Source organism: Filifactor alocis ATCC 35896 (assembly GCF_000163895.2).
Classification (GTDB): domain Bacteria; phylum Bacillota; class Clostridia; order Peptostreptococcales; family Filifactoraceae; genus Filifactor; species Filifactor alocis.
The window spans coordinates 1,713,847-1,740,498 of record NC_016630.1; the positions used below are offsets into that span (position 1 = coordinate 1,713,847).

Sequence of the window (26,652 nt, forward strand, 5' to 3'; positions counted from 1 at the left end):
CATCGCCCTAAATTTTTGTGACACAACAAGGTCACAAGCAACAAACGGCATGCGACCCCCATCTTTATTATCCCTTTTTTGAAAAAATAACTTTTATCATAAATTTTGGCAATGCCGCCATTCTTCCGATTCTGCTCGGCTCTTTTATCAAGCGATATAACCATTCCAATCCTGCTTTTTGGTAAAATTCCGGCGCTCTCTTCACTTCACCGGAAATCACATCCAAGCTTCCTCCGACACCCATCAATAACTTTGCATTTAAGACAGACTTATAGGTATCAATAAAATATTCCTGTCCCGGTGCGCCGAGTGCCACAAACAACAGATCCGGTTTTTGAGATGCAATTTCTTCCACAATTTGCTTTTCTTCCGCATGTCCTTTTTTTCCTGTGTGCACACCCGAAAAATATCCATGATGTGTTCCGAGCAGTATCAAATTAGGATATTGAGAAACAATGTTTTTACCTGCTTTTTCAGCAATCCCGGGTTTTCCACCCAAGAGATAGACTGTTTTTTTCGTTTCATTTGCATGATTCAACAAAGCTCCCATCAAATCAATTCCTGTCACACGTTCTGTCAACGGTTTTTTCACAATTTTGGAACCGATGACCAAACCGATTCCGTCCGGCACAACCAAATTTGCCTGTTCTATGATTTGTTTCAATTGTACATCTTCATTTGCGCGCACGACAATCTCGCTGTTAGGAGTCACCACAACAAAAGGCGCTTTGTCTTCCATTCCGTTGACACACTGCTCCAAAGCTTGTGTTCGATTTACTCTGTCCACTCTCACATCTAATATCTTCATCGATTCCAAAATCGGTTCCTCCTACTTTATCAACAAATCTTTCAGTGCTTTGTTGTGTAATGACGCAATGTTTGATAGTTGTTCTTTCTTTTCTGCCACTTTTTGTTTATTGTTCTCTAAATCTTTCATTTTATTCAAAATACTGTGATACAATACCTCGGAAGAAATTGTTTCTAAGGAAACGGCACTCTCTTCCTCTATCTCTTTCAAAAAACTGTCAATTTTGGGATCATACGAAATTCCAATCGGAACTACTCCCATTAAAGTTGCAAATATCAACCCGTGTAATCGCATGGATAACACCATGTCCATCGTCCCGATAAAAGAAAGATAGTCGTCTACATACATAGATTCCGTCACAACATGGATTCCCTCTGTATTGTCCATACCTTTCATCACACGAGAAATAATTTCCATGTCCTCATTAAAATGAAACGGTAATAAAAAAAGATTATATTCATGAGTTGACTGTAACTTTTTCAGCAAGTCTACCGTTTCTTTCACAATGTTATCATCATAGTCTTTCCATTTTCGAAGAGAAATTGCGATATTTTTTCGTCCACCGATCACTTCCATACTTTGTAGCAGTTCCAGTCCTTTTGACAAATCAGGCGGAATAATTCCAAACACCGTATCTGCCGTAACTGCAATTTCTTTTGTGACACCCATTCTTTGTAAGGTCTGTTTTGAAATTCCGTCTCGAACATCAATCCAATCAACACAATTTAACACTTTTTTCATTCGCTTTTGATTGGACGGTTTGATGACCGGACCAATCCCTTGCGAATAAATCATCGTCTTCTTTTTGAACATTTTTTTTGCCATCGTCAAAAGTCCCAAATAGTACAAAATGGAACGAGAAGAAGTTGCATCTTGCAAGAGAGAACCGCCACCGCTGACAAACAAGTCCATGGTCTTCATCTCACGACAAACCTCTTTGAGACTCATCCGATTCACCGCTCTGACGCCGCAATACTTCTCCGTAAATGCAACATTGCCTGATAAGACGACAATTTCCACTTCATCGAATTGACTCTGTATTCCTTGAATCAAGCCTTTGAGAATTGCTTCGTCTCCAATATTATTAAATCCGAAATATCCGGATGCAACTATTTTATACATATCGTTCTCCTGACTTTTTCTTTTTGTCTGCAAATGCAATCCCTTTTGCAAATAACCATACAAAAATTCCTCCTGTCAAAATAGATAGGACTACTTCACCACTTACCCTACCGATAGACAGATATAATGGTGTACGAATATGAGAAAATGTATTTTGAATATTACTTTGTCCGATAGCGATTGCAATCGCAAGAATAGGATACAAGGATTCCAGTCTTCTTTGTTTTGCCAAAGCGATAAATAAAATGACTGTCGGGAATCCTAAGAAGATGGATTTTGTTCTTGGACGTGCAATAAAATGATGTTCCATAAAGTTTCTCATCAACAACTCAAATGTTGAAGGTTTCACATCACTTGTGTTGCCGGAACGAGCCATAAAAATCAGTCCCACAATTGCCAAAATTCCAAGCAACAAAATTTGCCACACTTTGATATTTTTATTCAACAGTCTCAAGGTATCCTCAAATTTTAGAGTATGATCTCCCATCTCTTTGATTTTTCCGACTCCGAAGTAAGACATATACACAAGTCCCACTGTTAAAATAGGAACTAATTGTGAGATTTTTACTCCTTTGAAGGTAATCATATCCAACATATATTGACTGTTTGACAAAATGGATACCTCAAACAATGCACCCAGTACACTCATCAAAACAGAAAACAACAATACTCTGATTCCAAGCAAATAACCGCTCATCATCCTGCTTTCCTGTTTCTTATCAAATTCCAATCTTCCTCTTGCCAAAACATACATCCCGGACAAAGAAGCCACCATAATCGTTCCAAGCAATGCCCAAATCGGTTCCAACGCACCCGTTCCCTTACCTAATGCAAAAGGAATAACAGCTACAGTAGAACCTAACGCCAACAATAGATACAGCGTTCTCTTTCTGATAGACATGACATTTTGCAAAATCAACAAAAATCCCGCTACAATCGCTACCAAAACCGGGATTTTTTTGATTGGATTCACTGCCCAATTTTTCATAGGCGAAATTTGTTCTCCGATGACAATATGATGTCTGTCCAATCTTTTTTGCAAATTCGTCACAGTGTCCTTATATACTTGAGGATCGGTAACATACCGACCTTCCGGCATCAAATACGGTTTCAGATAAATCAATCGTACATTACGATCAATCATCGCACGATAGTAAGTATTGACAATTTCTTCTCCGTTGTGATGGTTCGGTATTTCATAATCAAATCTTCTTTGAATATAATCCCATGTTGTGAACACCTTAATTGCTTGATAGTGTGTTTCTTTCACCAAAGAATTCTGTCCTTTTGCCTTTAGGTTTTTTCCTTTGATATTACTTTCCACCAAACCGATATACATTCCGTTTTCTTTCAATTTTTCATACATATAGTCCGATTCATCATACCCCAAAAATTCATCTCCGGAAAATACGATAACATTTGATTTCTCACGATACTCGGGAGAAAGTTTGGATACTGTATCGAAATAGCGGTCAATTGCCTTTTTTGCATCCTGATATTCATGACTATAAATTGGGCGAAGTGCCGGAATCATTCCTGCATCTTCTATCTGTTTGATTTTTTGTTCACTGAAACCTAATCCGATCATTTCCAGTTTCAGACCGCCCCATGTCTTACCGAATGCCTCTTTGTTACCGCGGGAATCTACAAAATTGGAATTGGTATACACATAGTCCTTCGGCATCCCTGAAATCACCAACTCTTCCCGATTCACAAACTTGATTTCACGAGATTCCTTCAAAGTCTCTTCCAAACCGTTTTTAATAAATTGCAGTTCTTCGTGTGGACCCTCTACAATCAAGTCCATCCCCTTCATCTTGCTTGAAATATGATAAACAGGACTCTCCTCCATCGCATGAATCGTTTCTTCCTGCAATGCTATCGAACCAATTCCCCCGTCTTTCAGTTCCTTGAAATAATCAACCACATCACAGTCGGTATCTTGAACCATATTGAAAAAATCGGTATAATCAGCTGTAATCTGTGCCGCCTTAAATTCACTTTCGATTCCATACCGTTCCCAAGCAATCACAGATGCTACGGCTACTCCAATCAACAAGAACATTCCCAACACTTTATCTATCTTCATACTTCAAACCCTTTCTTTCGTAGAAACCATTCCGTCACAAAAAATTTTTCTCAAAAAATCTTTACCTGTCCGTTTTGATTCCATATAAAATTTTGCACATTATTTTTTCATTATATCACAAAACAATATACTGTAGTGCTTAAAAATCAAACACCTTACATATTTTTTACATTATCTTGCAACATGGTTTCGTTCAGAACATTTCTAATCTAAGTACTTCCGTTTGTCATTTGTTTCAATTCCGACTTTTTTCAAAAAATTTTACTGTTTCTTGTCTACAAAATAGCTGCTCTTGTTTCAAATACATTCTATCGGGATATGTATGAAGTAGAATGTAGTTGAAACATTGAGAGAGGAGTTTTATTATGAAAATACTATTGATAGAGTATCCGAAATGCACAACCTGTAAAAAAGCAAAAAATTATTTGCAATCTCACGATATTTCTTTTGAAGACAGACATATCGTAGAACAAAATCCTGACGAAAAAGAATTGAAACAGTGGATTAAACAAAGCGGTCTGCCTATCAAAAAATTCTTCAATACCAGCGGAATGAAGTACCGTGAATTGGAACTGAAAGACAAATTGCCTACCATGTCAGAAGATGAACAAACCGCACTTCTTGCAACAGACGGAATGCTGATCAAACGTCCTTTGTTAATCTCAAAAGAATTTGTTTTAACAGGTTTCAAAGAAAAAGAATGGGAAGAAGCGCTTCAAACACTCTCCTAAAAGCGAATCTAACTATCATAAAGTAACAGTATGAATCCAAATAATAATGTAACCATGTTATGACTCTAACTAATCATGCAGCAACATTGTGAGTCAAAGTGGTACAAACCTCTATTTAATCTTACCTCTATTATTATAGAAGTAAATAGAATCTTATTGTAAGGCATTAAAATAGGAATTGTAATTGAAATAATGACGAAAAATATTTGAAACAAACCAAGTACAAATAATAAAAATAAAATGAATCATCGTATCAAAATAGGATACTGTGACAGTCCACTGCTCAAACTGACTTTTGCAACAATCGAAAAAGGCGGTTTGAGTATTTTTTTACATAATATTGATACAGAGATTCAGTAAAATTGATGTTTTTATTTCAAAACCTATATTTGAATTTATAAACGAACAAGCTGATTTCACAAAACAGTTGAATAAAACGATTTCTTGACTGATAATTTTTTTCATGTTATACTAAAATTGTACCATTGGAAGTATTTTAGTTATAATGTTAGGTTAAGGAGGAGAAATATGAGAGTAGTTCAAGTCGGAACAGGAAAAATGTCAGTGTTTACTATGCGATATGTACGAGAACGTGGCGGTGAAATCGTCGGTGCTTATGTAAGACGAAGCGCTGTGGGAAAAGATATTTCCGAGTTAATCGGCTGTGAAAAAACCGGCGTTATCATTGAAAAACGAGAAGATATGGATGCCTCTCTAAAGAGACTGAAACCGGATATTGCTATTGTAACTACACGAAGCTTAATCAAAGAACTTTATGAGGATTTGGAAGTTCTGGCAAGAAACCATGTAAATGTGGTGACTATTTGTGAAGAAGCATTTTATCCTTGGGACTCCAATCCTATTTATGCTAAAAAGATTGATGAGTTGGCAAAAAAATACGGAGTCACTATCACAGGTTCCGGATATCAGGATGTTTCGTGGGGCAGTATGGTAACTGCATTATGTGCCACTTCTGCAAGCATCAAAAAGATTCATGGTATCAGCAGTTACAATATCGAAGATTACGGTTTGGCAACTGCGAGTATGCACGGTTCCGGATTAACGATGAAAGAATTTGAAAAAGAAATTTTGGAAGTGAATAATGTCAGCGAAGAAAAAATGAAAGAATTGATTAGTGAAGCAAACTTCCTTCCGGGATATATGTTCCCTGTAAACGGTTGGATTGCTTCCGCTTTAGAGCTTCATCCAACAAAAATCACACAAAGTGCGGAAGCTACCACACATTCCACCGACCTTTATTCTGATACCCTCAAGAAAACAATTCCTGCAGGAGATGCAACAGGATTAAAAACTACAGTTACAACCGAAACGGAAGAAGGCATTGTCATCGTTACAGAATGTATCGGAAAAGTATTTGCTGCCGATGAGATTGATGTGAACGAATGGATTATTGAAGGAGAACCGAATATGCGATTTGTGATGGAAAAACCTGCAACTGCAGAGATGACTTGCGCCTGTGCAGTAAATCGTCTTCCGGATATTATTGCTGCGGAACCCGGTTTTGTCACAACAGATAAAATGCCAAACTTAAAATTTGTACGAACATTTAAGTAAGTAAATCAAAATCTGATATACAAAAAGTAGCTATGTGGATTGTAATACAATCCGGAAAATAACTGAAAACGGAGAACTATTCGGGATATGATTCTCGGATACTTCTCCGTTTTTGATTGATTTTTTACAAATGCCGGAATTGCTATTGTCGAGTACCGATATCTGTTTCATAATTTTAAACTGTTCACGATTTGATAACTATTCCGGTTAATTCATATATGACAATATTAAAAAATACTTTCTTTCAAATCATAATTTATGACCATTCAATTATGTTTCAGTATAAAACCGATATGATAAAATATGCTGTTTTATCTGACAGATATCATTATTGTTGTCGCCATGCTGTTATCAATATACAAAACTCCCACTTCAAACAAAGGCATTTCAATATACAAAAAGAGAACCGATTTTGCGATCATCATATCAAACTCGCTCTTGTGTCGATTCTCAAATATCTTTTTTTCAAATTTTCAAAGTTGCAATCAATTACTCTAATTCTATTTTAACTATAATATCCAATTGTTCAAGAGCTGATAAATCAACTCTTGTTCCTGTCTTCCTATCTGCTACATCTCCTCTTCCGTCCTACTTCCGAACTCCTAATTAAGGATAAGCTTTTTAAATTTTTTTCATTAATTTTTTATCTTAACAAAAAATTTATATCCGCTTTGTTAGACTGATAATGTCAAAAAAATAAAACAAAAGGGGGAATCAACGATGAGTTGTATCAGCAAACATTTTAATCAAATGAAATTTAATCAAGTGAAATTTATCGTTCAAATATCACTAATTGCCACTGCTATAACTTTTGTATGCTTCGGAGCATATCGGGGAGAAGTTGAATCGGTATTTACAAAAGCAATTCGTTTATGTCTGGAGTGTGTTGGAATTGGATAAAAAAAATGCAACGAAATAAATATCCACCGGCATAGCCGGTGGTTTTTCATTTTCGGGCATAGCCCTATCTTAACTGGCAGCACACACGTGTGCTTTTTATTGGCCTGCCAGCCATGCATTTTTTATTTGCTACCCGTAAACGGGTCTCTCGGATCAAATATACTTAATTGATCACTTTCTCTATCTACTTTCAATTGATTTGATATATATTCCTGTATTGCTTTTGTATTTTTACCTACGGTATCTACGTAATATCCTTTACACCAAAACTCTCTGTTTCTATATGCAAACTTCATGTTTCCATATTTTTGAAATATCATTAGACTGCTTTTTCCTTTCAGATATCCCATGAAACTCGATACACTTATTTTTGGTGGTATACTAAGTAATAGATGTATATGATCGGGACAAACTTCTCCTTCTATTATTTCAACTCCTTTCCACTGACATAATGTTCTTATTATATCTCTTATCGCTTCCTTTTTTTCTCCATAAAAGACTTTTCTTCTATATTTTGGTGCAAATACTACATGGTACTTACAATTCCATTTGGTATGTGCTAAACTGTTATTGACATTATTTTGTTGAGACATTTTAATGTTCCTCCTAATCTATTCTGTTTTTCATCAGCTGGCAGGCTTTTATACAGTTTAGCACATTAGGAGGTTTTTTTTCACCGCTTAAGCTTTTTTGAACCACGCGACTATCGCGTGGTTTTCTTTATACAAAAAACGAAATTTTCACTTAAAAATTTCTTAAAAAAGAGAAATACGGTTCAAATGTTTGCTACATTTCTGACAAATATTCATCTTCCTAATTTTTTCAAAGGGGTCTTATACGACGGGAAGATGAAGCAGGTATGTGTGCCGGGACTCAATTGTTATTCGTGTCCGGCAGCAACGGGCGCTTGTCCGATAGGAGCTTTTCAAGCTGTGATAGGTTCATCAAAATTTAACTTTTCTTATTACATCTCGGGAATCTTGATTTTTTTGGGAGTCATGCTCGGAAGATTTATTTGCGGTTTTCTCTGTCCGTTCGGATGGTTTCAAGACTTGCTCCATAAAATTCCGACCAAAAAATTCAGCACAAAAAAGCTTAAGCCTCTGCGATATCTCAAGTATATCATTCTTGCAGTCGCTGTTGTCACCTTGCCGTTTCTGCTTACAAACAATGCAGGAATCGGATCTCCTTACTTCTGTAAGTACATCTGCCCGCAAGGAATATTGGAAGGAGGAATACCGCTGTCTATCGCCGATGCAAATATCAGAGCGGCACTTGGAAAACTATTTACATGGAAACTGGGAATCCTGATTACCATGATTACGCTTGGCATATTTGTTTATCGTCCGTTCTGTAAATGGATTTGTCCACTCGGTGCATTTTATGCACTGTTTAACAAATTTTCGCTTCTCAGCTACAATGTGGATCAAAACAAATGTATTTCTTGTGGAAAGTGCAGCAGAATTTGTAAAATGGATGTAGATATTACCAAAAACAATGCACATACAGAATGTATTCGATGCGGTGAATGTATCAAAGCATGTCCAACACAGGCAATCAGTACACATTGGGGCTTTGAAACATTTAAAAACGAAACTAATTTAACCGGTTTACTTGAAAATGAAAATTTTTAATTTCATTCACTTTAACTTTAATTTTAATTAAGAAAGGACAAAATAAAATGAAAATGATGAAAAAAACGATTCTTATTATGACAGTTCTAACAATGATTACTTCACTATCTGCATGCGGCAAATCTGATTCTTCGTCAAATGCCACAGACCAACCTGCTTCTAACCAACAGGAACAGGCAGCTAATACGGAAGCCTTCCCTAAATTTACGGCAAAAGATTTTGACGGAAATGTTGTTGATGATTCTTTGTTTGCCAAAAACGAAGCAACACTCCTCAACTTCTGGTTTAACGGTTGCTCCGCTTGTGTGAACGAGATGCCCGGACTTGAAAAATTCAATGCAAAACTTCGTGAAAGAGGCGCTGAGCTTATCGGTGTAAATGTTCAAGCCGGAGAAAGTCAAAAGACTCTTGATGAGGCAAAAGACATTCTTTCAAAACAAGGAGCAACCTATAGAAACATCGTTATTGATGATGATTCCAACGATGCAAGAGCATATATTTCAAAAATTTTCAGTTTCCCAACTACAATTATTGTTGATAAAAACGGAAACATCATTGGAAAACCTATTTTAGGAAACATTGATGACGAAGCAAAAATGGAAGAGATTCTAAAAGTGATTGATGACCTTAAATCCGGAAAAGATGCTTCAACAAGTTCCATCACTTCAGAAGAAAACCCTGAAATGGATAAAGTAGCAGCACTTTTCGCAAAAGAAAATGAAGTTTTTGCAAAACATCAAAATCTATGGGACAAAGTATTTGCAAAAATTCAAAAAGATAAGATTCCATCAGAAGAACAAACCTCTTATCCGGAGTTTTTGAAATCTCAAGTAGAAAAAACCAAAGAGGAATTTACTGAAGAGGAATTACAAATTCTAAACGATGACATCAAAGAAATTGAAAAAATTGAAACTGAAATTCAAGAATTAAACAAAACTAACCAAAATTAAGTAAATCAAAAGGATTGATATGTATGATAAAAAAAAGATATTTAGCCATTCCCGTTATTGCGATAGTATTACATTTGTTCCTGTCGAATATATTGTACTTTTCTGTAGAAAAACTGTTTCTGAATGTTTTTCACATCACTGAAAATCAATTTATGAAGTATTCCTACTTGGGTGAAATTCTGATATATATTGTGATTATCATCATCTTCTTCGCATTCTATAAGTTTCTTTGGAGAAAAGAGGAAAGCGAATCACGCACAGAAATAAATTCCAAAGATGTGGCTTTCAGCTTGATTGCAGGACTTGGAGTTTCAGGGATATCATTCGTTTGGATTATGATGGCAGAACAAATACCCGCACTTCAAAAAAGTATCGAAGCTATGAATACAGGTTCTAAAAACATCGCAGGCGGCAATGCATTCGGAACATTTATGATTGCAGTAGTTTGTGCACCTATTATAGAAGAGCTTTTGTTCCGCGGTATCGTGTTTCAATCCATACGAAAAGTCGGTCCTGCTTGGATTGCAATCTTAATTTCATCTGTACTCTTCGGAGCTTACCATCTGAACATCGTACAGGCAACCTATGCTACCTTAATGGGAATCGTTGCTGCAATAATCTACGAAAAGAAAAAGAATTTGGCATTCCCTATCTTTGTACATTTTGCAAACAACTTCGTTGCAATGGTACAAAGTTTTTCCCCACAGAAAATAGATGGAATCATTAATATTTTCAGTGTCATTATGATGATTCCGTTAGGATATATCATCTATCGCTTGCTCAAAGACAAAAGAGCAGAAACGGAAAATATACAACAATTCTAATTTACCAAACAAGGGTCTTCTATGCTGAACTCATAGGAGACCCTTTCTCCGTTACCCTCAAACAAATCAATTTTTGATAAGAAAAGAATATAGTATTCAAGGGTGAGAGTGTTTTTTGAAAAACAGAAATTTATAAAAATCGTATTTGAAGATAAAAATAATATGCTATAATGTGATAATTCATTATGAGATTTAATCACAATAGATTTTGGATAGATAGAAAGGAGTAACTATGAGGATATTGGTAGTTGAAGATGAAAAAACTCTTTGTACAAGCATTGCAAACGGATTACGAATTGACGGATATGAAGTCGACACCTGTTTCAACGGAGATGACGCTTGGGATATGGCACTCTCAGAAAGCTATGATCTTATTATACTGGATTTAAATCTTCCGGGAATGGACGGTATGGATGTACTGCGCAGTATTCGTGAGGAAGATTCGGAAACCGGAATTCTGATTCTTTCCGCAAGAGGACAGCTACAGGACAAAATCGACGGTTTGGATAACGGCGCTAACGACTATCTTTGCAAGCCTTTTCATTTTGAAGAGTTGGAAGCTCGTGTGCGAAGTCTTACGCGAAGACGTGTTGTCCAAAATAATCTTGTTCTTGAATGCGGAGAATTGGCACTCGACACAAAGGCGCGCACCGTATCTGCAAGAGGAACCGTTTTTTCTCTTACACGAAAAGAGTTCGGACTGTTAGAATATCTCATGCTCCATCAGGATCGTCCCGTAGGTCAGGAAGAGTTGATAGAACATGTGTGGGACGCAAGTGTAGACAGCTTCAGCAACTCTATCCGCGTGCATATTTCAGCTCTTCGAAAAAAATTGAAAGCAGTATTGGGATACGACCCTATTGTGAATCGTGTCGGACAAGGGTATATCATAGGAGAGGAGCGTGTCTAAATGAAGAAACAACATTCCCTTCAGTGGAAACTCACCTTCATCACTGCCTTTATCATCATAATATCTTGCCTTTCCGTCAGCTATTTTATCAGCAGATCCGCAATGCTCTTCTTCGTTGAAATTGAAGAATCTGCTATTACCATGCTTCCACAAGAAAGTATTTCAGATGGTACCAATCTTGAGATTGAACTTCAACCGGATGAAAATTTTTCGAATGTCGTAAACAATATCTCTGTGGAGTTCTGGATAAAAAGTCTGTTAATCACATTGATTATTACTTTAATCAGCAGCTCCTTGATTTTTTGGATTATCGGAAATGCACTGGAACCCTTGAAGAAATTCGGAAAACAGATTGAAGAAATACAAGCGAAAAACTTACAGAGTCCGACTGTTTCAACTGACGGTTCTATCGAAATTGTTCGCCTTTCAAATGCTTTCAATGAAATGCTGAAAAGACTGAACAACACCTTTTCGGCACAAAAGCAATTTTCCGCAAATGCGGCACATGAACTGCGTACACCCCTTGCCGTGATTCGAACCAAGCTGGAAGTGTTTGAAAAGAGCGAACACTTTGAAATCAGCGACTATATGGAAATCATAACGATGGTTCGAATGCAGACAGACAGACTTTCTCATGTCATAGACCTGCTGTTAGAAATGACCGAACTTCAATCCGCAAAAAGAAGTGACCGTATTCAACTCGCTGAAATTGTAGAAGAAGTGATATGTGACTTGGCATCTGTCGGAGACAAAAAGAACATCTCTCTTATCCAAAAATCAGGCGATGCTCAAATTACGGGCAACGATACACTGATATACCGTGCCATTTACAATCTGGTTGAAAACGCAATTAAATACAATCGTGAAGGCGGGAAGGTCACCGTCGAAGTTACACAGAACGGAAAATTCGCAAACATTCTGATATCCGATACGGGCAGCGGCATCAATCCAAGTGATTGCGAACATATTTTCGAACCGTTCTTTCGGGTGGATAAGTCCAGAAGTCGTGACTTGGGCGGTGCAGGGCTCGGACTGGCACTCGTAAAAGAAATTGCGCAACAACACGGCGGAGATGTTCGTGTTGTTCAAAGTTCAGAATCCGGAACACAGATTGAATTAATGCTGTTGTTAGCAAAACAATAGAACTCACATTAACACGAAAGCCTGTTTGAACTGCTACACATTTGAATTTGAAATACCATCTTTCAAACTCGTCTTGTCCGAAACGAAAACAGACTGAGCCACAACATATCCACACAAAAAATATCTGTTAAAGGATAGTTCCCTATCCCTTAACAGATATCACCTCATACAACACAACGAAAACGATATCGCTAATGTATAAATTTTCCAATAGTGACTGCCAATATCGTAAAAACATATATAAGAGCAGCTGCAACATTCAACAACGTTCCTATTACACACAAAAACGCCGATGTTTTAAATCCTTCTTTCCAATCATCCACTATACATTTTGCAGAAAACAGCACTCCGAACATTAGCAATACGACTAAGAAACTGCTGAGAAATACTATACTTGTCATTGTTGCTAAAAGAACACATACTATATTGACGATTCCGAATATGACAGTACCTTTCCATGACGGAGTCGGTTCTTTATACTCATCTTCATCGTATTCCTCTTGATTGTAATCTTCTGTCTCATAGCATTCTTCATCATAATCGTAATTTTCCGCCTCATAATTATCTCTCATTTTAACACCTCCCCTGTTCTGTCTATTCCACTCATTTTTGTACCAAGCTTCATTTTTCCCCAAAAATATATCCTCATTTTTCTTTGATTCAAATTGCAATCACTTTATCAAATCGAAATGAGGATATATCTATTAAATCTTGAGCAATTTGCTTCTTTCAAAAAAGCAAAATACTGTTATTTGAATGTATTAGTCTGTTCCTTTTAAAAATCTTCCTCATATATAGGTTCATAAAAATCTTCTTCATAATCATATTGAAATCTCTTTTGATTATTTCGAAAGGCTTTAGCAGGTTTGGGTGCAAATTTCTTGCGATTTTCTTTTTGGAGCAACAGTTCCAAACTGTCGTCAATGTATTTGTCAAAATCTTTTTGTTTATTGTGTTGTTTTTTCTTTCGCTGTTCTGTGCGTTTGTCTTTTAGCTTTCTGTTCGTTTCAGCATCTACAAAACCGTTCATTTCTCTGAAATCCTTTCTGTCTTTTCTCAATATCATATCTCAGTACAAAATATAATAAATAAACAAACGATTGTCAATATATTTTCAGAGAATTAACAGCGTCTTTTCTATTGCTCCTTTTTTGCATTTTCAATAATTTTTTGTGTCAATTGTTCCGGTACTTCCTCATAATGATCCAATTCCATTTCAAAGTATCCTCTACCTTGTGTCATTGCTCTTAGGTCAATGGCATATTTGAAAGTTTCTGATTGAGGCGCTTGAGCATAGATAATCTCTTTGTTGTTTTTGAATGCTTCCATTCCCAAAACCTTTCCTCTTTTTTTGTTGATATCTCCGATGACATCTCCCATATATTCTTCCGGAACGACAATAGACAGATTCATCACAGGTTCCAACAAGATCGGTTTCGCCTCTTCCATTCCTTTTTTGAATGCAATATTCGCCGCCAATTTGAACGCCATTTCAGAAGAATCGACATCATGGTAAGAACCGTCATACAGAGTTGCTTTGATATTTGTTACAGGATAGCCTGCCAAAATACCATGCTGCATCGCTTCTTCCAATCCCTTTTCTACAGCAGGAATGTAAGATTTTGGAACAGAACCGCCAAAAATTTCTTCTGTAAATTCAAAGTGACTTTCACAGTGTTCAAATCGAATTTTAACATCCCCGTACTGTCCGTGTCCTCCGGATTGTTTCTTGTGTTTTCCTTGCACATCGGATTTTCCTTTGATAGTTTCTCTGTACGGTACTTTCAAGTCATGCAATTCTACCTCTACACCAAACTTACTTTTCAATTTTTCTTGAAGGGAATTCACATGAATTTCTCCCTGTACTCCCAAAACAGTTTGTTTTGTCTCTGCATTTCTCTTCCAAACAAAAGACGGATCTTCTTCCAACAATCGTTGTAGCCCTGTTGAAATTTTGTCTTCATCGCCTTTATTTACCGGTTCGATTGCCACTAACATCTGCGGTTTCGGGAACTTCAACGCTTCCACCGGCTCTTGAGATGCACTTGTTGACAAGGTATCTCCTGTATGAGTATCCGCAAGTTTTGTGAAAATAACAATATCTCCTGCCCATCCGCCGGATATCTCTTTCAACTCCTGATTTACCATTGTATATAACTTAGATACTCTTTCTTTACTTTCCCGATTCACATTAAATAGCTCTACTTCACCTTTTAGTTCTCCCGCAAGAATTTTTCCGTAAGAAATTCTGCCGATAAACGGGTCAATCACTGTTTTGAAAATATGAACAACAGTATTTGGAGAATCCAACATTGTTAAATTGTCGTTCGGAGACGGCATAAAGTCAGTGATGGATTCCAACAATGTTTCAACACCGATATTTTTTGCCGTAGAACCGCATACGACAGGGATAATATCACCATTGATTACCCCTTTACGAAGTCCGCCCCAAATTTCATCGTGTGTAAATTCCTCTCCGTTGAAATATTTATCCATCAACACATCATCAGATTCCGCAACGGACTCCAACAACATTTCACGAACAGGTTTTGCGATTTCTGTATAGTCTTCCGGAACCGGTAAATTCACAAAATCCTTGCCGGTACAATCTCTTGCATACATTCCGACAACATTGATAAATCCTTTGAACTCGTCTCCTTTCCCCCAAGGAATATGGAAAGGTGCTATTTTTTTTCCGTATCGTTCTCTTAATTGATCCAAAATCTTATCATAATCCGCTTTATCGCTATCTATTTTATTTACAAAAATAATTTTCGGGATGTTGAATTCATCTGTGATTTCAAGCGCTTTATCTGTTCCAACTTGCAAATCTGTCGTTCCGTCTACCATAATAACAGCCTCACCGGCAGCACCCATCGCAGAAACAACCTCTCCCAAAAAGTCAAAATATCCCGGAGTATCCAAAATGTTATATCTGTTTTCATTATATTCTACTGTATGTAGTGCCATAGAAGATGTTAATGTAATCGGATCAGTCGGTTTCGAAATTTTTGTTTTCAATCCTGCCGTAAATTGAATCGCTTCTATCAAATTACTCTTACCGGAACCGCTGTGTCCGAGAATCGCGACATTTCTTATTTTTTCACTTTCGTACTGTTTCATAACTGATTACTCCTCTCTCAATTTGCGATTTTGTAAATAAACTATATTTTTTCTAAAAATTAAAATTTATGTTGTTTCTATTTTTTAGAAAGTTTAGATTATTTCTATATTGATTATAGTATAATTGTCAGTCAAAAAGCAATGCTTTCCCATAAAGTAAAATATATTTTTTGAAACAAGGCATAAACATAGAATTTATAGTATAATATACCCGATGATACAAATTAGAAAAAACGGCTTAGTTTATGCTACATAATTTACAGGAAAGGAGCATTCTATGGATACTAATACAGTTATCACAAAAATATTAATCGGAGGAAATACCGCTGTTATCTTGATGTCCGTCATTATACTGGGACTTGCGGTGTTCTATCTCTTCAGCAACAATATTGATTATGCAAGTTGGTCTCGTGCCTCAACTATGATTATCAGCGCGCTTGCTGTTGTTTGTCTCGCACTCAAAACAGTTCCGGAGCTTTATCTGAAAAATCAAAACATCACTCCCGATATGAGCAATTCCTTCCTTCCGGAGTTTTTGATTACAAATTCTTATGAGTTTATTACTTTTTCCGTGATATGCTTTCTGATTATTTTTCAGGGAAAACGACTGTATTCTCGAAAAAAATAAGTTTTTTAACGAACTTCCGTTAGATTTTGGTATGACTATTTTTTTCCAATAAAACCCACCGACTTTTCAAGTACAATCACCTCAAAAGTTGGTGGGTTTCTCTCTTATCAGAATAACCGCATACTCTCCGTTATCCGTTTCACTTACTATCTGTCATTATATTAAGTTCCTGTTCACCATGTAACAATTCTATTCTATATTATGATTTTTTCTGTGATAACATGGTTTGGCATAGAGTACATTTCTTCACGGTTCACATTGGTTGCAATTCTATTGAACTTTCGTACAACATGACGGACTGACATCATTTTTTTACTGCAACACTTATCCATAGTAAGTCATCTGCAAATCAGACACCTAATCCGGTTTCTATTCTAATTCCTGTAACGACAATTCTCCTTTTTCAAAAAGTGCAATCTCCTTCACATTTTTTTGTTTCAAAAAATGGACTGCATCATCAAAACGATATTGATAAACTCCAACTTGATGAGCATCTGAACCGATTGTAAACAATCGTCCGCCTTTCTTGAGGTAACAATCCGCCACATAGTCATACAGCTCTATCTTATGATATTGATACATACTTCTTGTATTGAGCTCCAATGCCATCTCCTTTTGAATTACCAAGTCAAGCACCTTGTCAACGAAATAATGTGCTTCCTCAATAAACTGTTGTGTTGTAATAGGAATATATCGCACTCCGTATTCAAAATGCGCCAGCACATTTGCAGAAACACCGCTTTCCAACGCTTGTATCATCTGCTGATAATAATGCGGTATCAACAATTCAACAGGCTGTGTATGTGCCCATTCTTGGATAAAATCATGTTCTCCGTCATGATGAATCGAAAGCAATGTCAAATCATAAGTCTTATCCTTCAAAAACTCCGGTATCTTTTCTTCATATCGAGCAACATATCCAATCTCTATTCCCGTCAAAACACATTGTCCGTACTTTTGATTTAAGCGATTGATTTCTTTCCGATATGCTGAATCTTCGGGAATGTTGTCCGAATACTCTACAATCGGATTGCCAAACTCCAAATGTTCCGTTGTTACAATTTTATTCCTACAAGCAACTTCTATATAACGCTCTATCTCCTCTTTGGAATCAAACGAAAATTTAGAATGCATATGTTGGTCACGAATCTTACTCATCTCTTTCATTCCTCTTTCTACTAAAATGTTTCATCCTTCTGTAACGATTAACTATCTCAAAATTTTTTTCAATCTCCAAGCATTTCAATAGAGATAGCCTGTCTCATTTTTTATATGGTAATACTATCAGCGATTAGAACTGACCGGTTGAATCCTTTGAACTATGTGATTCTCCAAATTATTTTTCAGCAATTGTACATTCTGCATACCCGGCATTTTAAACGGAGAATGGTATAAGCAACCAATCTAACCCTCGATAGGAACACTTCCTGTTCAAAAAATATAGATTGCACAGAATCCATTTGTCTATGTTTTGTTCTCCTTTAGCTTTTCTATTCCTCTCTTTTACGAATTTGAATCCAGTATACCACTCCTTACCATTCTAATCCATCTAATACTAAAATCTGATTGAAAAGTCGGAAATTTAAAAAATATTTTTCAACTGATTTCTTTTCAAAGATTAGGGATACCATGTATAGTTGCTTGGAAAAATAAGAATTTAAGTGATGAATCTCAATTTGAAACGGTGATGATATTATAAGCTCATTCGAACAGATAACAGTATAAATGAACGGATAACAGTATACAATAAATATCCACCGGCATAGCCGGTGGTTTTTCATTTTCGGGCATAGCCCTATCTTAACTGGCAGCACACACGTGTGCTTTTTATTGGCCTGCCAGCCATGCATTTTTTATTTGCTACCCGTAAACGGGTCTCTCGGATCAAATATACTTAATTGATCACTTTCTCTATCTACTTTCAATTGATTTGATATATATTCCTGTATTGCTTTTGTATTTTTACCTACGGTATCTACGTAATATCCTTTACACCAAAACTCTCTGTTTCTATATGCAAACTTCATGTTTCCATATTTTTGAAATATCATTAGACTGCTTTTTCCTTTCAGATATCCCATGAAACTCGATACACTTATTTTTGGTGGTATACTAAGTAATAGATGTATATGATCGGGACAAACTTCTCCTTCTATTATTTCAACTCCTTTCCACTGACATAATGTTCTTATTATATCTCTTATCGCTTCCTTTTTTTCTCCATAAAAGACTTTTCTTCTATATTTTGGTGCAAATACTACATGGTACTTACAATTCCATTTGGTATGTGCTAAACTGTTATTGACATTATTTTGTTGAGACATTTTAATGTTCCTCCTAATCTATTCTGTTTTTCATCAGCTGGCAGGCTTTTATACAGTTTAGCACATTAGGAGGTTTTTTTTCACCGCTTAAGCTTTTTTGAACCACGCGACTATCGCGTGGTTTTCTTTATACAAATAAGAGGGAGTGATTTCTCACTCCCTCCGTTTTTTTGCTGATTTAATTTTATTTGATGAGTTTTTATACCAATCGCAATATATTCACTATTGATTTAAAAATTATTATGGCTACCTACCCAGATATCTATATAAAAATGTTATGATTTGAGCACGGTTACATATTGCGTCGGGACTGAACAAGTTGATATCAGTACCTGATGTAATTCCATTTTCAAAAGCCCACTTAACGGCATCGCTATAATAAGTTCCCTCATTCACATCCACAAAATTATGTTTGCTATTCACCGCAGGCGATTTTGCATAGCGATAAAGTATCGTAACCGTCTGTGCTCTTGTACAGATAGCTTCAGGGCTGAATTCATTTGCTCCCGTTCCTTTTACTATGCCCTGCTGCAAAGCCCAACTCAATGCTTTACTGTAATATTCACCTTCTTTTACATCAGAAAACGACTTATCCGTCTCCTTCACTTCAGGCTTTCCTGCCGCTCTCCAAAGGAATGTAACTATCTGCGCTCTTGTGCAAGGCGCTTGAGGTGAAAATAACGTATCGGAAGTCCCTTTCGCAATTTCCTGTTCTACCGCCCACTCAACGGCTTTTGCGAAGTAATCGCTATCCTTAACATCAATAAATTTAATTTTATTATACACTATTTTGCCATGTTTATCAGTATTGATATGATTCACATCAGACGGAGTGGTCTTTCCGGAGCTTCCGCCCGAACCGCCTGATCCTCCTCCTGATGAACCGCCACTGCTGTTTGAACTGTAATTAGCTGTTACTTTAACAGCTTTAGCAGGCATTACAAAGCTTGTTTCTTTTGCAACAGCATTGTCAAAAGCTACTCCGTCATCACCTGTCCACTTTGTAAAGGTATATCCTGACTTTTCATTTGCTTTGATGGTAACTATCTGACCCTCTCTGTACTTGCCGGTTCCTGTTCCGTCTACTACCTTTACTTCATAGACTTCATGAATCAATACCTCTACCTTTCCCTTAGCTTTGCTGTAATCGTAGTTGGCATTTGTTCCTACTACTTTGTAATATACTCTATAAGAACCTACATCCTTTGCTGTCGGTATAGTTGTACTATAACCTTCTGTTTCTTTTAGACTGTACTGCATTTCCCCTATATTAGAGTCTACAGAGCCTGCATTGATAAGTTCCTGCAACTCTCCTGTATAGACAAGATTTGTTTTTACTGTCGGAGCTGTGAACGGTGCATTTTTCACTTGCTCAAAAATTGCCGTTACTGTTACATCACCGATAGGCATAATAAAACTGTTGTCAGCTGCAATAGCAATCGGTGTTTCACCATTTTTAACACTTAGACTGTTAAGCCGCCAGCCTGCCTCCGGTTTTACTTTCAATGTAACCTTAGCACCTTTAGATGCCTTGGAAACACTTCCTGGCGTTCCTTCAATTTCTGCCGTTACCGTTCCGTTACCTGTAACGCTTCCTATTATAATATTATACTTCGGCGCTTGTGCTGAGATTTTTATTTCTCTGCCATCTTCAGTCCAATAGATATACCTGTTTCCGGTGTCGCTTACAAAATTTTCAGGTACTGCCTTTCCCTTTGCACCGTTTGTAAGTATGGCTTCCATATCCTCTAATCCTATACGGCTGTCAATTGTAAGCGGATTTTCAAAACTGATTTTTCTATTTAGATTTCCGACTATATTTTTAGAATGAGACCCTTTTGTGTTATCCTTAATGACTACTTTGTCTGATAGCTTTAAGACTCCTTTATCTCCTACAGATACACCTCCGTGATTCCCTGTAATGGAAACATTTTTAAGAGATAATGTACCGTCATTTTTTATTGCCTCATCACCTTCGATGCCGCTGATTGTTACATTATCTAATATAAGTGTTCCATGATTTTCAATATGACCGTTTTTACCTGTAATACTGCCTTTTTTGCTCTCACCTGTAATTGTTAAAGCTGCATTATTTTCTACAAAAACGGCATCTTTCACATCTCCTGTCAAATCAAACTGACAGCTAATCGTATATCCGTTTAAGTCAATAGTTGCATTTTTACCCTCAGGAACTACGAGTGCTATATCCCCGCTTTTTGCACTTACATTACTTGTAAGTTTTATGCTCCCTCCTACATCCAGTTTTTCCTGTATATCTGACCATAGCATTTTTGTCTTAGGTACAATTTTTCTATTGTCAATATTATTATTCGCACTCTTCCAAAAGGCACGAGTATTTGTTCCGTCAAGAAGAAACTTCTTTGAAAATGTCACATTCCCCTTGTACCTTGCCGGCTGCCCGCCGGGAGCTGGATATAGCCTTATATAGTCACTTTCCCTTGTCCAGCTAAGTGTTATATCGGCATTATGAGGTTCTACACCTCCTGCATAAGAAAAACCGATAGCTTCTCCATAATTGCGTGATCCCTGTACATCTACCTGTCCACCATATATTCCAATCGTACCGCCGTTACCGAATGCAGAACCTCCTATAGCCGCGCCCAAATCACTTCCACTCGCCTGAATACGTCCGCCATAGATATTTATAGTTCCACAGCTCCTTTTACCTTCATCACCGCCAATACCGGCAGAATATACTGTTTCATCAGGAAAAGCCTTAAGAGCTCCTGTACCCTGATTCTGAGCATATACACTAAACTTAGAGTGATCCTTACTCGTTACTGCTATCCCTTTGTTAGCTGTTAAAGTCTTGCCGTCAGTAAGAATGATATTTACATCTCCCTTTATCGTAATACGCTCATGAAAGCTTGTGTCATCGTCTACTACTACCCAAGTGCCACCGTCAAGTACAGTATGACCGGGCTCCAGAGGATAATATTCGCTGCCGGCTAACTCGACCGTTACATCCCCTTCTCCTTGGTATTCCGTATCAGGAAGTGAGTTCCAGATAGCCGTTAGAGTAGTGTCATCAAGGATAGCTGTCGAGATATCAAACGGTAAGCCGTCTTTTTGCCATCCTGCAAAACGGTATCCCTTACGGACAGGCGTAACAGTCGGCTTTATTTTTCCTCCCTTGTTTATCCCCTGAGGAGCTACCTCTGTAGCACCATCTCCCGTTTCAAAGGTTACACTGCATATTGCAGCATCTGCCGGTACAATTTTACCCCCATTTTTTATATTTTCAAGTGTGACATATTCACCTGTATCAGCGAACTTAAACGGATGAGTCGAATCTATTTCAATAGAGGATTTCCCTTCCCCTATATTGTTAGGGTGTATATATCTGTTCGCATCAATATAATCATTTTGATCATCAGTCCAACTTAAAAAAATGCTAAAGTTTCCCGGGTTAACACCCGCACCGTTACCGATTGCAACAGGCTGACTCTCAATATTTCTTATTGAGTGCCCACCCTTAGCCGTAATCTGTCCGCCATAGATTTTAATTGGACCTCCATCTAAATCATTCTCCAAGCCTCCTCCGATTCCGGCACCATCTTCTCCACCGGTAGCGGTAATTTTCCCGCCGTAAATATTTATTCCGTCAGAAGCTGCAACACGACCGCCGCCTATTGCCGCAGCACCTTTGCCTCCCTGTGCATTTATCTCACCGCCATATATATTTATTATACCTACTCTGGAATAAGAATCGCCTCCTATACCTGCTGTACTTCTTGCCCCTGTAGCTGTAATCTTTCCACCATGAATGTTAGTAGTGCAAGTTGTGCCGTCAACATTTCCATCATCGCCTGTTCCGATTGCAGGACGCTTGCTTTCAAGTCCTGTAGATATAATTTCTCCCATATCGGCACCGTCAGACTGTGCATAGATATTGATACTGCTGCCGTTACTTGGCATAACCATTCCTTTTTCTACTGTAAGTTTTGCATTATCGCAAAGTACTAGATTAAGCTTTCCATTTGCATAAATATATAGTAAATTTACTTCTCCTTTCACCACATACCAGGTTTCTTTGCCATCTTCATCACCCCAAATAGTTCTGTCATAAGTAGAATCTACTATAATAGCCCCCTCAGGTACCGTTCCTGTCTTAAATGCTTTCTCTCCTGTGTCATAATAGCGGTATTGGATATCCCCTCTTACAACGGTACTTTCCACAAAGCAGCTTTCTTCTCCGTTCTCACCACGACCGCTTCTTTCATAAGTAGAGTTTACCACAGAATCTTCCTCAGATACCGTTCCTGTCTGAAATATATTCTCTCCTATGCCATTATTGAGATATTGGATATCTCCATTTCCTCCGGTGACTTCCGCAAAGGATTCTATCACAGGATTCAGCTCAATCGATGTGAAAATCATTGCTAATGTGCATACAAAAGCTAATGTGCTTTTCAAAAATCTTTTCCTATTTTTCATAAAATCATCTTCTCCTTTTTTAATATTTTTAAGCAATCAGACAATTACCTGATAGATTTTGTGCAATTAAGTCGATTCTATAAAATATTTTTCTTTTTGAACACTACGAAAGATGTCATTTTGATTAACATAATTCGTACTTGACAAATTGATAAAAATGTGAATGTGTGATATAATGTGTTCAAGTTAGTTAAGACATTTCACTATATTCTACATATTTTTGTCAATAAAAGGATATGATATAGCGTGTTCAGGTTACTTGAGACATTTCACCACAAGCTATCTATTCATAATCAATCAAAACCTGTGATATCATTGTCGTGTTACTTTATACAAAAAGGGGGTTACAAAATGCCGGATGCACTAAAAATAGCAATCTGTGAAGATGAACCGGATCAAAAGAATATGCTCTTAAAACTTCTGGACGAAAGCAATATAGAAAATACATCTGTTGTTTTTGCAAGCGGGGAGGATTTGCTTGCGGATTTTAAGCAAGGAAAGTATGATCTTATTCTTATGGACATCTATATGGAAAGCGAGCTTACAGGCATCGATACGATAAGGCTTATTCGCAAAAAAGACAAAGACATTCCTGTCGCTTTCGTAACTACAAGCAAGGATCACGCACTGGAAAGCTATCGCCTGTCTGCTATGAAGTATATTGAAAAACCATATTCAAAGGAAAGCATAGAAGATATTTTGCATTTGGCGGTATTAAAAAAGAATGATGTGCCTACTCTTTTTGTGCAAAGAAACGGTATTGTCGAAAGGGTGCCTCTTGCAAATATCCTTTATATGGAACAGCAGATGCACAAGGTCTATCTTTGCCTGAAAAATGAGGAGGATTTTTCTGTTTACGGCAAAGTGTCCGAACTTAGTAAACAGCTTCCTGAAAACAATTTTTTTCTGCCTCACAAAAGTTTTGCGGTGAATCTTTGTTATGTGATGTACATAGATATGGAGCTTCGCTCTTTTGTGATGGAAAATAAGACAATTGTTCCTATTCGCAGAGAATTTTTGACGAAAGCGAAAAAGGCTCTGGAGGATTTTCTGTTTGATCGTACGAGGAGGCTTTTGAAATGAAAAGAAATTTGAAAATGTTTGTTGCTTTGCAGATTGCTTTGGCTTTGATCTCTTTCATTATCATCGTTTCGTCTTTCGGGTACAGTATGCATCAGGAGAAACTGCCGAAACCTCTGTATATCAGAGATGTTAAGGTAAGTGTAGGCACGCACGCTCCAAAGTCTGTCACATTGCCTTACAACTTCAAAAACTTGGAGCCTCGGACTCCTGTTACCGTTACAGCACGTATCACTGTGAATAACAATGATATGTTCTCTGTCAATACTGCATACGCACCTGCAAAGGTTTATACTGACGGGATGTTAATTTATGAGCTTGGCAAAAGGGAAACTTATCCGAACTTTATGCTTGATCCCGCTACGGAAATTTTTTTGATTAAACCGTCTGTCTATAATAGGGAAGTGGAGTTTAAAATGGAGTTTTTATCCCCTGCTACTCGTAGCTCTATGACTGTGTATCCGCCTATGAAGGCTCCATTCAAGTCTATATTCAAAGAATTTGTAGCGACTTACAAAATACCTTTTATTTTTTCGATTGTTCAGCTTGCAGCGGGAGTGTTCCTTGCTATCGTATCACTGATGATGCTTTTTTTTGAAAAGAAGGTCAGTGAGATATTCTTTTGGCTCGGTATGTTTTCGTTTGTTTCGGGTTTGTGGGGATTCGGTGAATGTAATTTGACGGCGCTGATTATTAAAAACCCGACTTTGCTGTATCTGTTTGCTTTTATAGGACTGTTTACCGTTTGCATTCCGCTTATCCAGTTGGCTAATGTGTCAATCGGTTTCAAAAATCCGAAGCCTTTATCCCTACTCTCTTCCTTTTTGACAGCTTCGGCAATTATCGCTCTCATTTTGCAATTTTTGGGAATATATCCTCTGTCAAGCAGTATGTATGCTTTCCACTTTATGACAATCTGCTCTTTGTGTATTCTTTCGCTTCTGACTGTATATGAGGCTGTTAAGAGTGATAACTTACAGGCGAAGCGTTTTGTCATACCGATAGTAATTTTAACTTTTGCATCTCTGATTGAGGTTGCAAATTATTATTTCAAGTTTACTTATCAATTCTCATCTTTTTTTCAAGACGGAGTCATTATCTTTATTTTGATGATGAGCTTTACGATAGGTTTTTATATCAAGGATTTTGCAATCTTGCGTAAGCAAAATGAAAGCCTTGCTTTTGAGATAGGGCTTATGGAAATCCAAATTGATGAGCAAAGAAAGTATAATGAGCTGATTGCCAGAAACGAGGATGTGCTGAAAAAACAAAGACATGATTTGCATCATCACCTGATTGCGATAAGGGAACTGGCTGAAAATGGAACCGAAAAGCTGAATGACTATCTTGATACGTTAAGCCAAAATATCCCTACTGCCCATATGAGCTATTGCGAAAACAAAGCGGTAAGTGCCATACTTTCTCACTATGCAGGGATATGCAAGGGAGAACAAATAGAATTTCATACAAAACTGATTGTGCCGGAAATGAGTGAGACATCTCTCAACAGCGACCTTGCAATCATTTTCGGAAATCTGCTTGAAAATGCAATTGAGGCCTGCCTGAAAATAGATCAAGAGAAAAGATTGATAAGAATTAGCAGTGATATAAGCTATGATATGCTTATTGTCACCATGGACAACTCTTATGACGGAAACTTTCTCTCTATGGACGGCAGATTTTGCTCTACAAAAAGACACGGCTTCGGTATCGGTCTTTCTTCCGTACAGTCCGTTGCAAAAAAATACTACGGAGATGCGAAGTTTGAAGATAGAGATGGATATTTTCAGTCATCGGTGTATCTGAGGATAGGAAGTGTGTAGACTGATTTAGAAATTGCCCTGCGAATTTTCTGTTTGGATAGTTCTTGATATAGTATGTATGATAATAAAAGATAATAAAAGATACTTAAAGCTGTTCTTATTCTATTGCTATATCTGCTGTTCTTATTCTGTTGCTATATCTGCTGTTCTTATTCTGTTGCTATATCTGTTGTTCTTATCATGACGGTATATCTTCCATTCTTATACCGACAGTATATCTGCCGTTTTTATTCTGTTGTATATCAATCACAGTAAGTGCATATGTACTTACAAAAAAATTGACATGGCCTAATGCAAAAGCAAGGGCTATGTCAATTCTTCTTGTTGGGAAAATTATCAAATCCCTGTGTAATCAATCTTGCTTCTAATTGTTATCTAAAATTTTTTACATAAATTTATCTGTATATTACCTCTCTTTCATTCATTGAATTCTTCTTCAAGAATGATACGCTATTTTTGTAGGTTTATATAATAATTTTATCTCTTAACAGGAGATTTCTTGACAGAGAGAGATAAAAATACCATATCCA

At 37.1% G+C, this 26,652-nt stretch carries 21 protein-coding genes; 11 read left to right on the forward strand and 10 right to left on the reverse strand.

Annotated elements, in window-relative coordinates:
• Window positions 1–67 precede the first annotated feature (67 nt).
• Genes HMPREF0389_RS07660 through HMPREF0389_RS07670 form a run of 3 tightly spaced genes read right to left on the reverse strand, consistent with a single transcriptional unit; the run spans window position 68 to window position 4,019 of the window.
• Window positions 68–817, reverse strand: a complete 750-nt coding sequence (locus HMPREF0389_RS07660) for a WecB/TagA/CpsF family glycosyltransferase (RefSeq protein WP_041250854.1) — start codon at window positions 815–817, stop codon at window positions 68–70.
• A gap of 12 nt (window positions 818–829) precedes the next feature.
• Entirely contained in the window at window positions 830–1,930 is a 1,101-nt protein-coding gene (csaB, locus tag HMPREF0389_RS07665; RefSeq protein WP_014263061.1) for a polysaccharide pyruvyl transferase CsaB, read from the reverse strand.
• Complete coding sequence (locus HMPREF0389_RS07670; RefSeq protein WP_014263062.1) at window positions 1,923–4,019, reverse strand: DUF5693 family protein; 2,097 nt, start codon at window positions 4,017–4,019, stop codon at window positions 1,923–1,925. The genes csaB and HMPREF0389_RS07670 overlap by 8 nt, the downstream gene beginning before the upstream one ends.
• Before the next feature lie 365 nt (window positions 4,020–4,384).
• Here HMPREF0389_RS07670 and HMPREF0389_RS07675 point away from each other — a divergent pair, with 365 nt between their 5' ends.
• From HMPREF0389_RS07675 to HMPREF0389_RS07685, 3 genes are all read left to right on the forward strand, one after another.
• A complete protein-coding gene (locus HMPREF0389_RS07675) occupies window positions 4,385–4,750 on the forward strand; it encodes an arsenate reductase family protein (protein ID WP_014263063.1) in 366 nt (121 codons plus the stop codon).
• A gap of 528 nt (window positions 4,751–5,278) precedes the next feature.
• Window positions 5,279–6,325, forward strand: coding sequence for an NAD(P)H-dependent amine dehydrogenase family protein (locus HMPREF0389_RS07680; RefSeq protein ID WP_014263064.1), 1,047 nt, complete (start codon window positions 5,279–5,281; stop codon window positions 6,323–6,325).
• 720 nt (window positions 6,326–7,045) lie between these two features.
• Complete coding sequence (locus HMPREF0389_RS07685) at window positions 7,046–7,225, forward strand: CD1871A family CXXC motif-containing protein (protein ID WP_330360492.1); 180 nt, start codon at window positions 7,046–7,048, stop codon at window positions 7,223–7,225.
• 122 nt (window positions 7,226–7,347) lie between these two features.
• Here the strand turns inward: HMPREF0389_RS07685 and tnpA (HMPREF0389_RS07690) are convergent, their stop codons facing one another.
• A complete protein-coding gene (tnpA, locus tag HMPREF0389_RS07690; protein WP_014261821.1) occupies window positions 7,348–7,818 on the reverse strand; it encodes an IS200/IS605 family transposase in 471 nt (156 codons plus the stop codon).
• 186 nt (window positions 7,819–8,004) lie between these two features.
• Here tnpA (HMPREF0389_RS07690) and HMPREF0389_RS07695 point away from each other — a divergent pair, with 186 nt between their 5' ends.
• From HMPREF0389_RS07695 to HMPREF0389_RS07715, 5 genes are all read left to right on the forward strand, one after another.
• Entirely contained in the window at window positions 8,005–8,859 is an 855-nt protein-coding gene (locus HMPREF0389_RS07695) for a 4Fe-4S binding protein (protein ID WP_049770214.1), read from the forward strand.
• Between the two features lie 47 nt (window positions 8,860–8,906).
• Complete coding sequence (locus HMPREF0389_RS07700) at window positions 8,907–9,809, forward strand: TlpA disulfide reductase family protein (protein WP_014263066.1); 903 nt, start codon at window positions 8,907–8,909, stop codon at window positions 9,807–9,809.
• 23 nt (window positions 9,810–9,832) lie between these two features.
• A complete protein-coding gene (locus HMPREF0389_RS07705) occupies window positions 9,833–10,633 on the forward strand; it encodes a CPBP family intramembrane glutamic endopeptidase (protein WP_014263067.1) in 801 nt (266 codons plus the stop codon).
• Between the two features lie 232 nt (window positions 10,634–10,865).
• Window positions 10,866–11,543: a response regulator transcription factor gene (locus HMPREF0389_RS07710; RefSeq protein ID WP_014263068.1), complete on the forward strand. Its 678-nt coding sequence runs from the start codon at window positions 10,866–10,868 to the stop codon at window positions 11,541–11,543.
• A complete protein-coding gene (locus HMPREF0389_RS07715) occupies window positions 11,544–12,686 on the forward strand; it encodes a sensor histidine kinase (RefSeq protein ID WP_014263069.1) in 1,143 nt (380 codons plus the stop codon).
• A gap of 191 nt (window positions 12,687–12,877) precedes the next feature.
• Here HMPREF0389_RS07715 and HMPREF0389_RS07720 read toward each other — a convergent pair whose 3' ends face one another.
• From HMPREF0389_RS07720 to HMPREF0389_RS07730, 3 genes are all read right to left on the reverse strand, one after another.
• Window positions 12,878–13,258 carry a hypothetical protein gene (locus tag HMPREF0389_RS07720; RefSeq protein ID WP_041250855.1) on the reverse strand — a complete coding sequence of 127 codons (381 nt, stop codon included), beginning with the start codon at window positions 13,256–13,258 and terminating at the stop codon, window positions 12,878–12,880.
• Window positions 13,259–13,461: 203 nt separating this feature from the next.
• Window positions 13,462–13,746, reverse strand: coding sequence for a hypothetical protein (locus tag HMPREF0389_RS07725; protein ID WP_049770215.1), 285 nt, complete (start codon window positions 13,744–13,746; stop codon window positions 13,462–13,464).
• 77 nt (window positions 13,747–13,823) lie between these two features.
• On the reverse strand, window positions 13,824–15,809 hold the full coding sequence (locus HMPREF0389_RS07730; RefSeq protein ID WP_014263072.1) for an elongation factor G: 1,986 nt from the start codon (window positions 15,807–15,809) through the stop codon (window positions 13,824–13,826).
• Between the two features lie 277 nt (window positions 15,810–16,086).
• On the opposite strand from HMPREF0389_RS07730, the gene HMPREF0389_RS07735 reads away from it, so the two are divergent.
• Window positions 16,087–16,437 (forward strand): hypothetical protein, encoded by a 351-nt coding sequence (locus tag HMPREF0389_RS07735; RefSeq protein ID WP_014263073.1) that lies wholly within the window; start codon window positions 16,087–16,089, stop codon window positions 16,435–16,437.
• Between the two features lie 369 nt (window positions 16,438–16,806).
• Here the strand turns inward: HMPREF0389_RS07735 and HMPREF0389_RS07740 are convergent, their stop codons facing one another.
• The 3 genes from HMPREF0389_RS07740 to HMPREF0389_RS07750 form a co-directional block, all read right to left on the reverse strand.
• Window positions 16,807–17,595 (reverse strand): histidinol-phosphatase HisJ family protein, encoded by a 789-nt coding sequence (locus HMPREF0389_RS07740; RefSeq protein ID WP_014263074.1) that lies wholly within the window; start codon window positions 17,593–17,595, stop codon window positions 16,807–16,809.
• Window positions 17,596–18,290: 695 nt separating this feature from the next.
• The gene (gene tnpA, locus HMPREF0389_RS07745; protein WP_014261821.1) at window positions 18,291–18,761 is read right to left on the reverse strand and encodes an IS200/IS605 family transposase; all 471 of its coding nucleotides are present in this window, start codon (window positions 18,759–18,761) and stop codon (window positions 18,291–18,293) included.
• A 246-nt stretch (window positions 18,762–19,007) separates the two neighbouring features.
• Complete coding sequence (locus HMPREF0389_RS07750; protein ID WP_041250856.1) at window positions 19,008–23,219, reverse strand: S-layer homology domain-containing protein; 4,212 nt, start codon at window positions 23,217–23,219, stop codon at window positions 19,008–19,010.
• A gap of 351 nt (window positions 23,220–23,570) precedes the next feature.
• Between HMPREF0389_RS07750 and HMPREF0389_RS07755 the strand changes: the two genes are divergently transcribed.
• Window positions 23,571–24,302 (forward strand): LytR/AlgR family response regulator transcription factor, encoded by a 732-nt coding sequence (locus HMPREF0389_RS07755; protein ID WP_014263076.1) that lies wholly within the window; start codon window positions 23,571–23,573, stop codon window positions 24,300–24,302.
• On the forward strand, window positions 24,299–26,122 hold the full coding sequence (locus HMPREF0389_RS07760; RefSeq protein ID WP_014263077.1) for a sensor histidine kinase: 1,824 nt from the start codon (window positions 24,299–24,301) through the stop codon (window positions 26,120–26,122). The genes HMPREF0389_RS07755 and HMPREF0389_RS07760 overlap by 4 nt, the downstream gene beginning before the upstream one ends.
• Window positions 26,123–26,652: the final 530 nt, after the last annotated feature.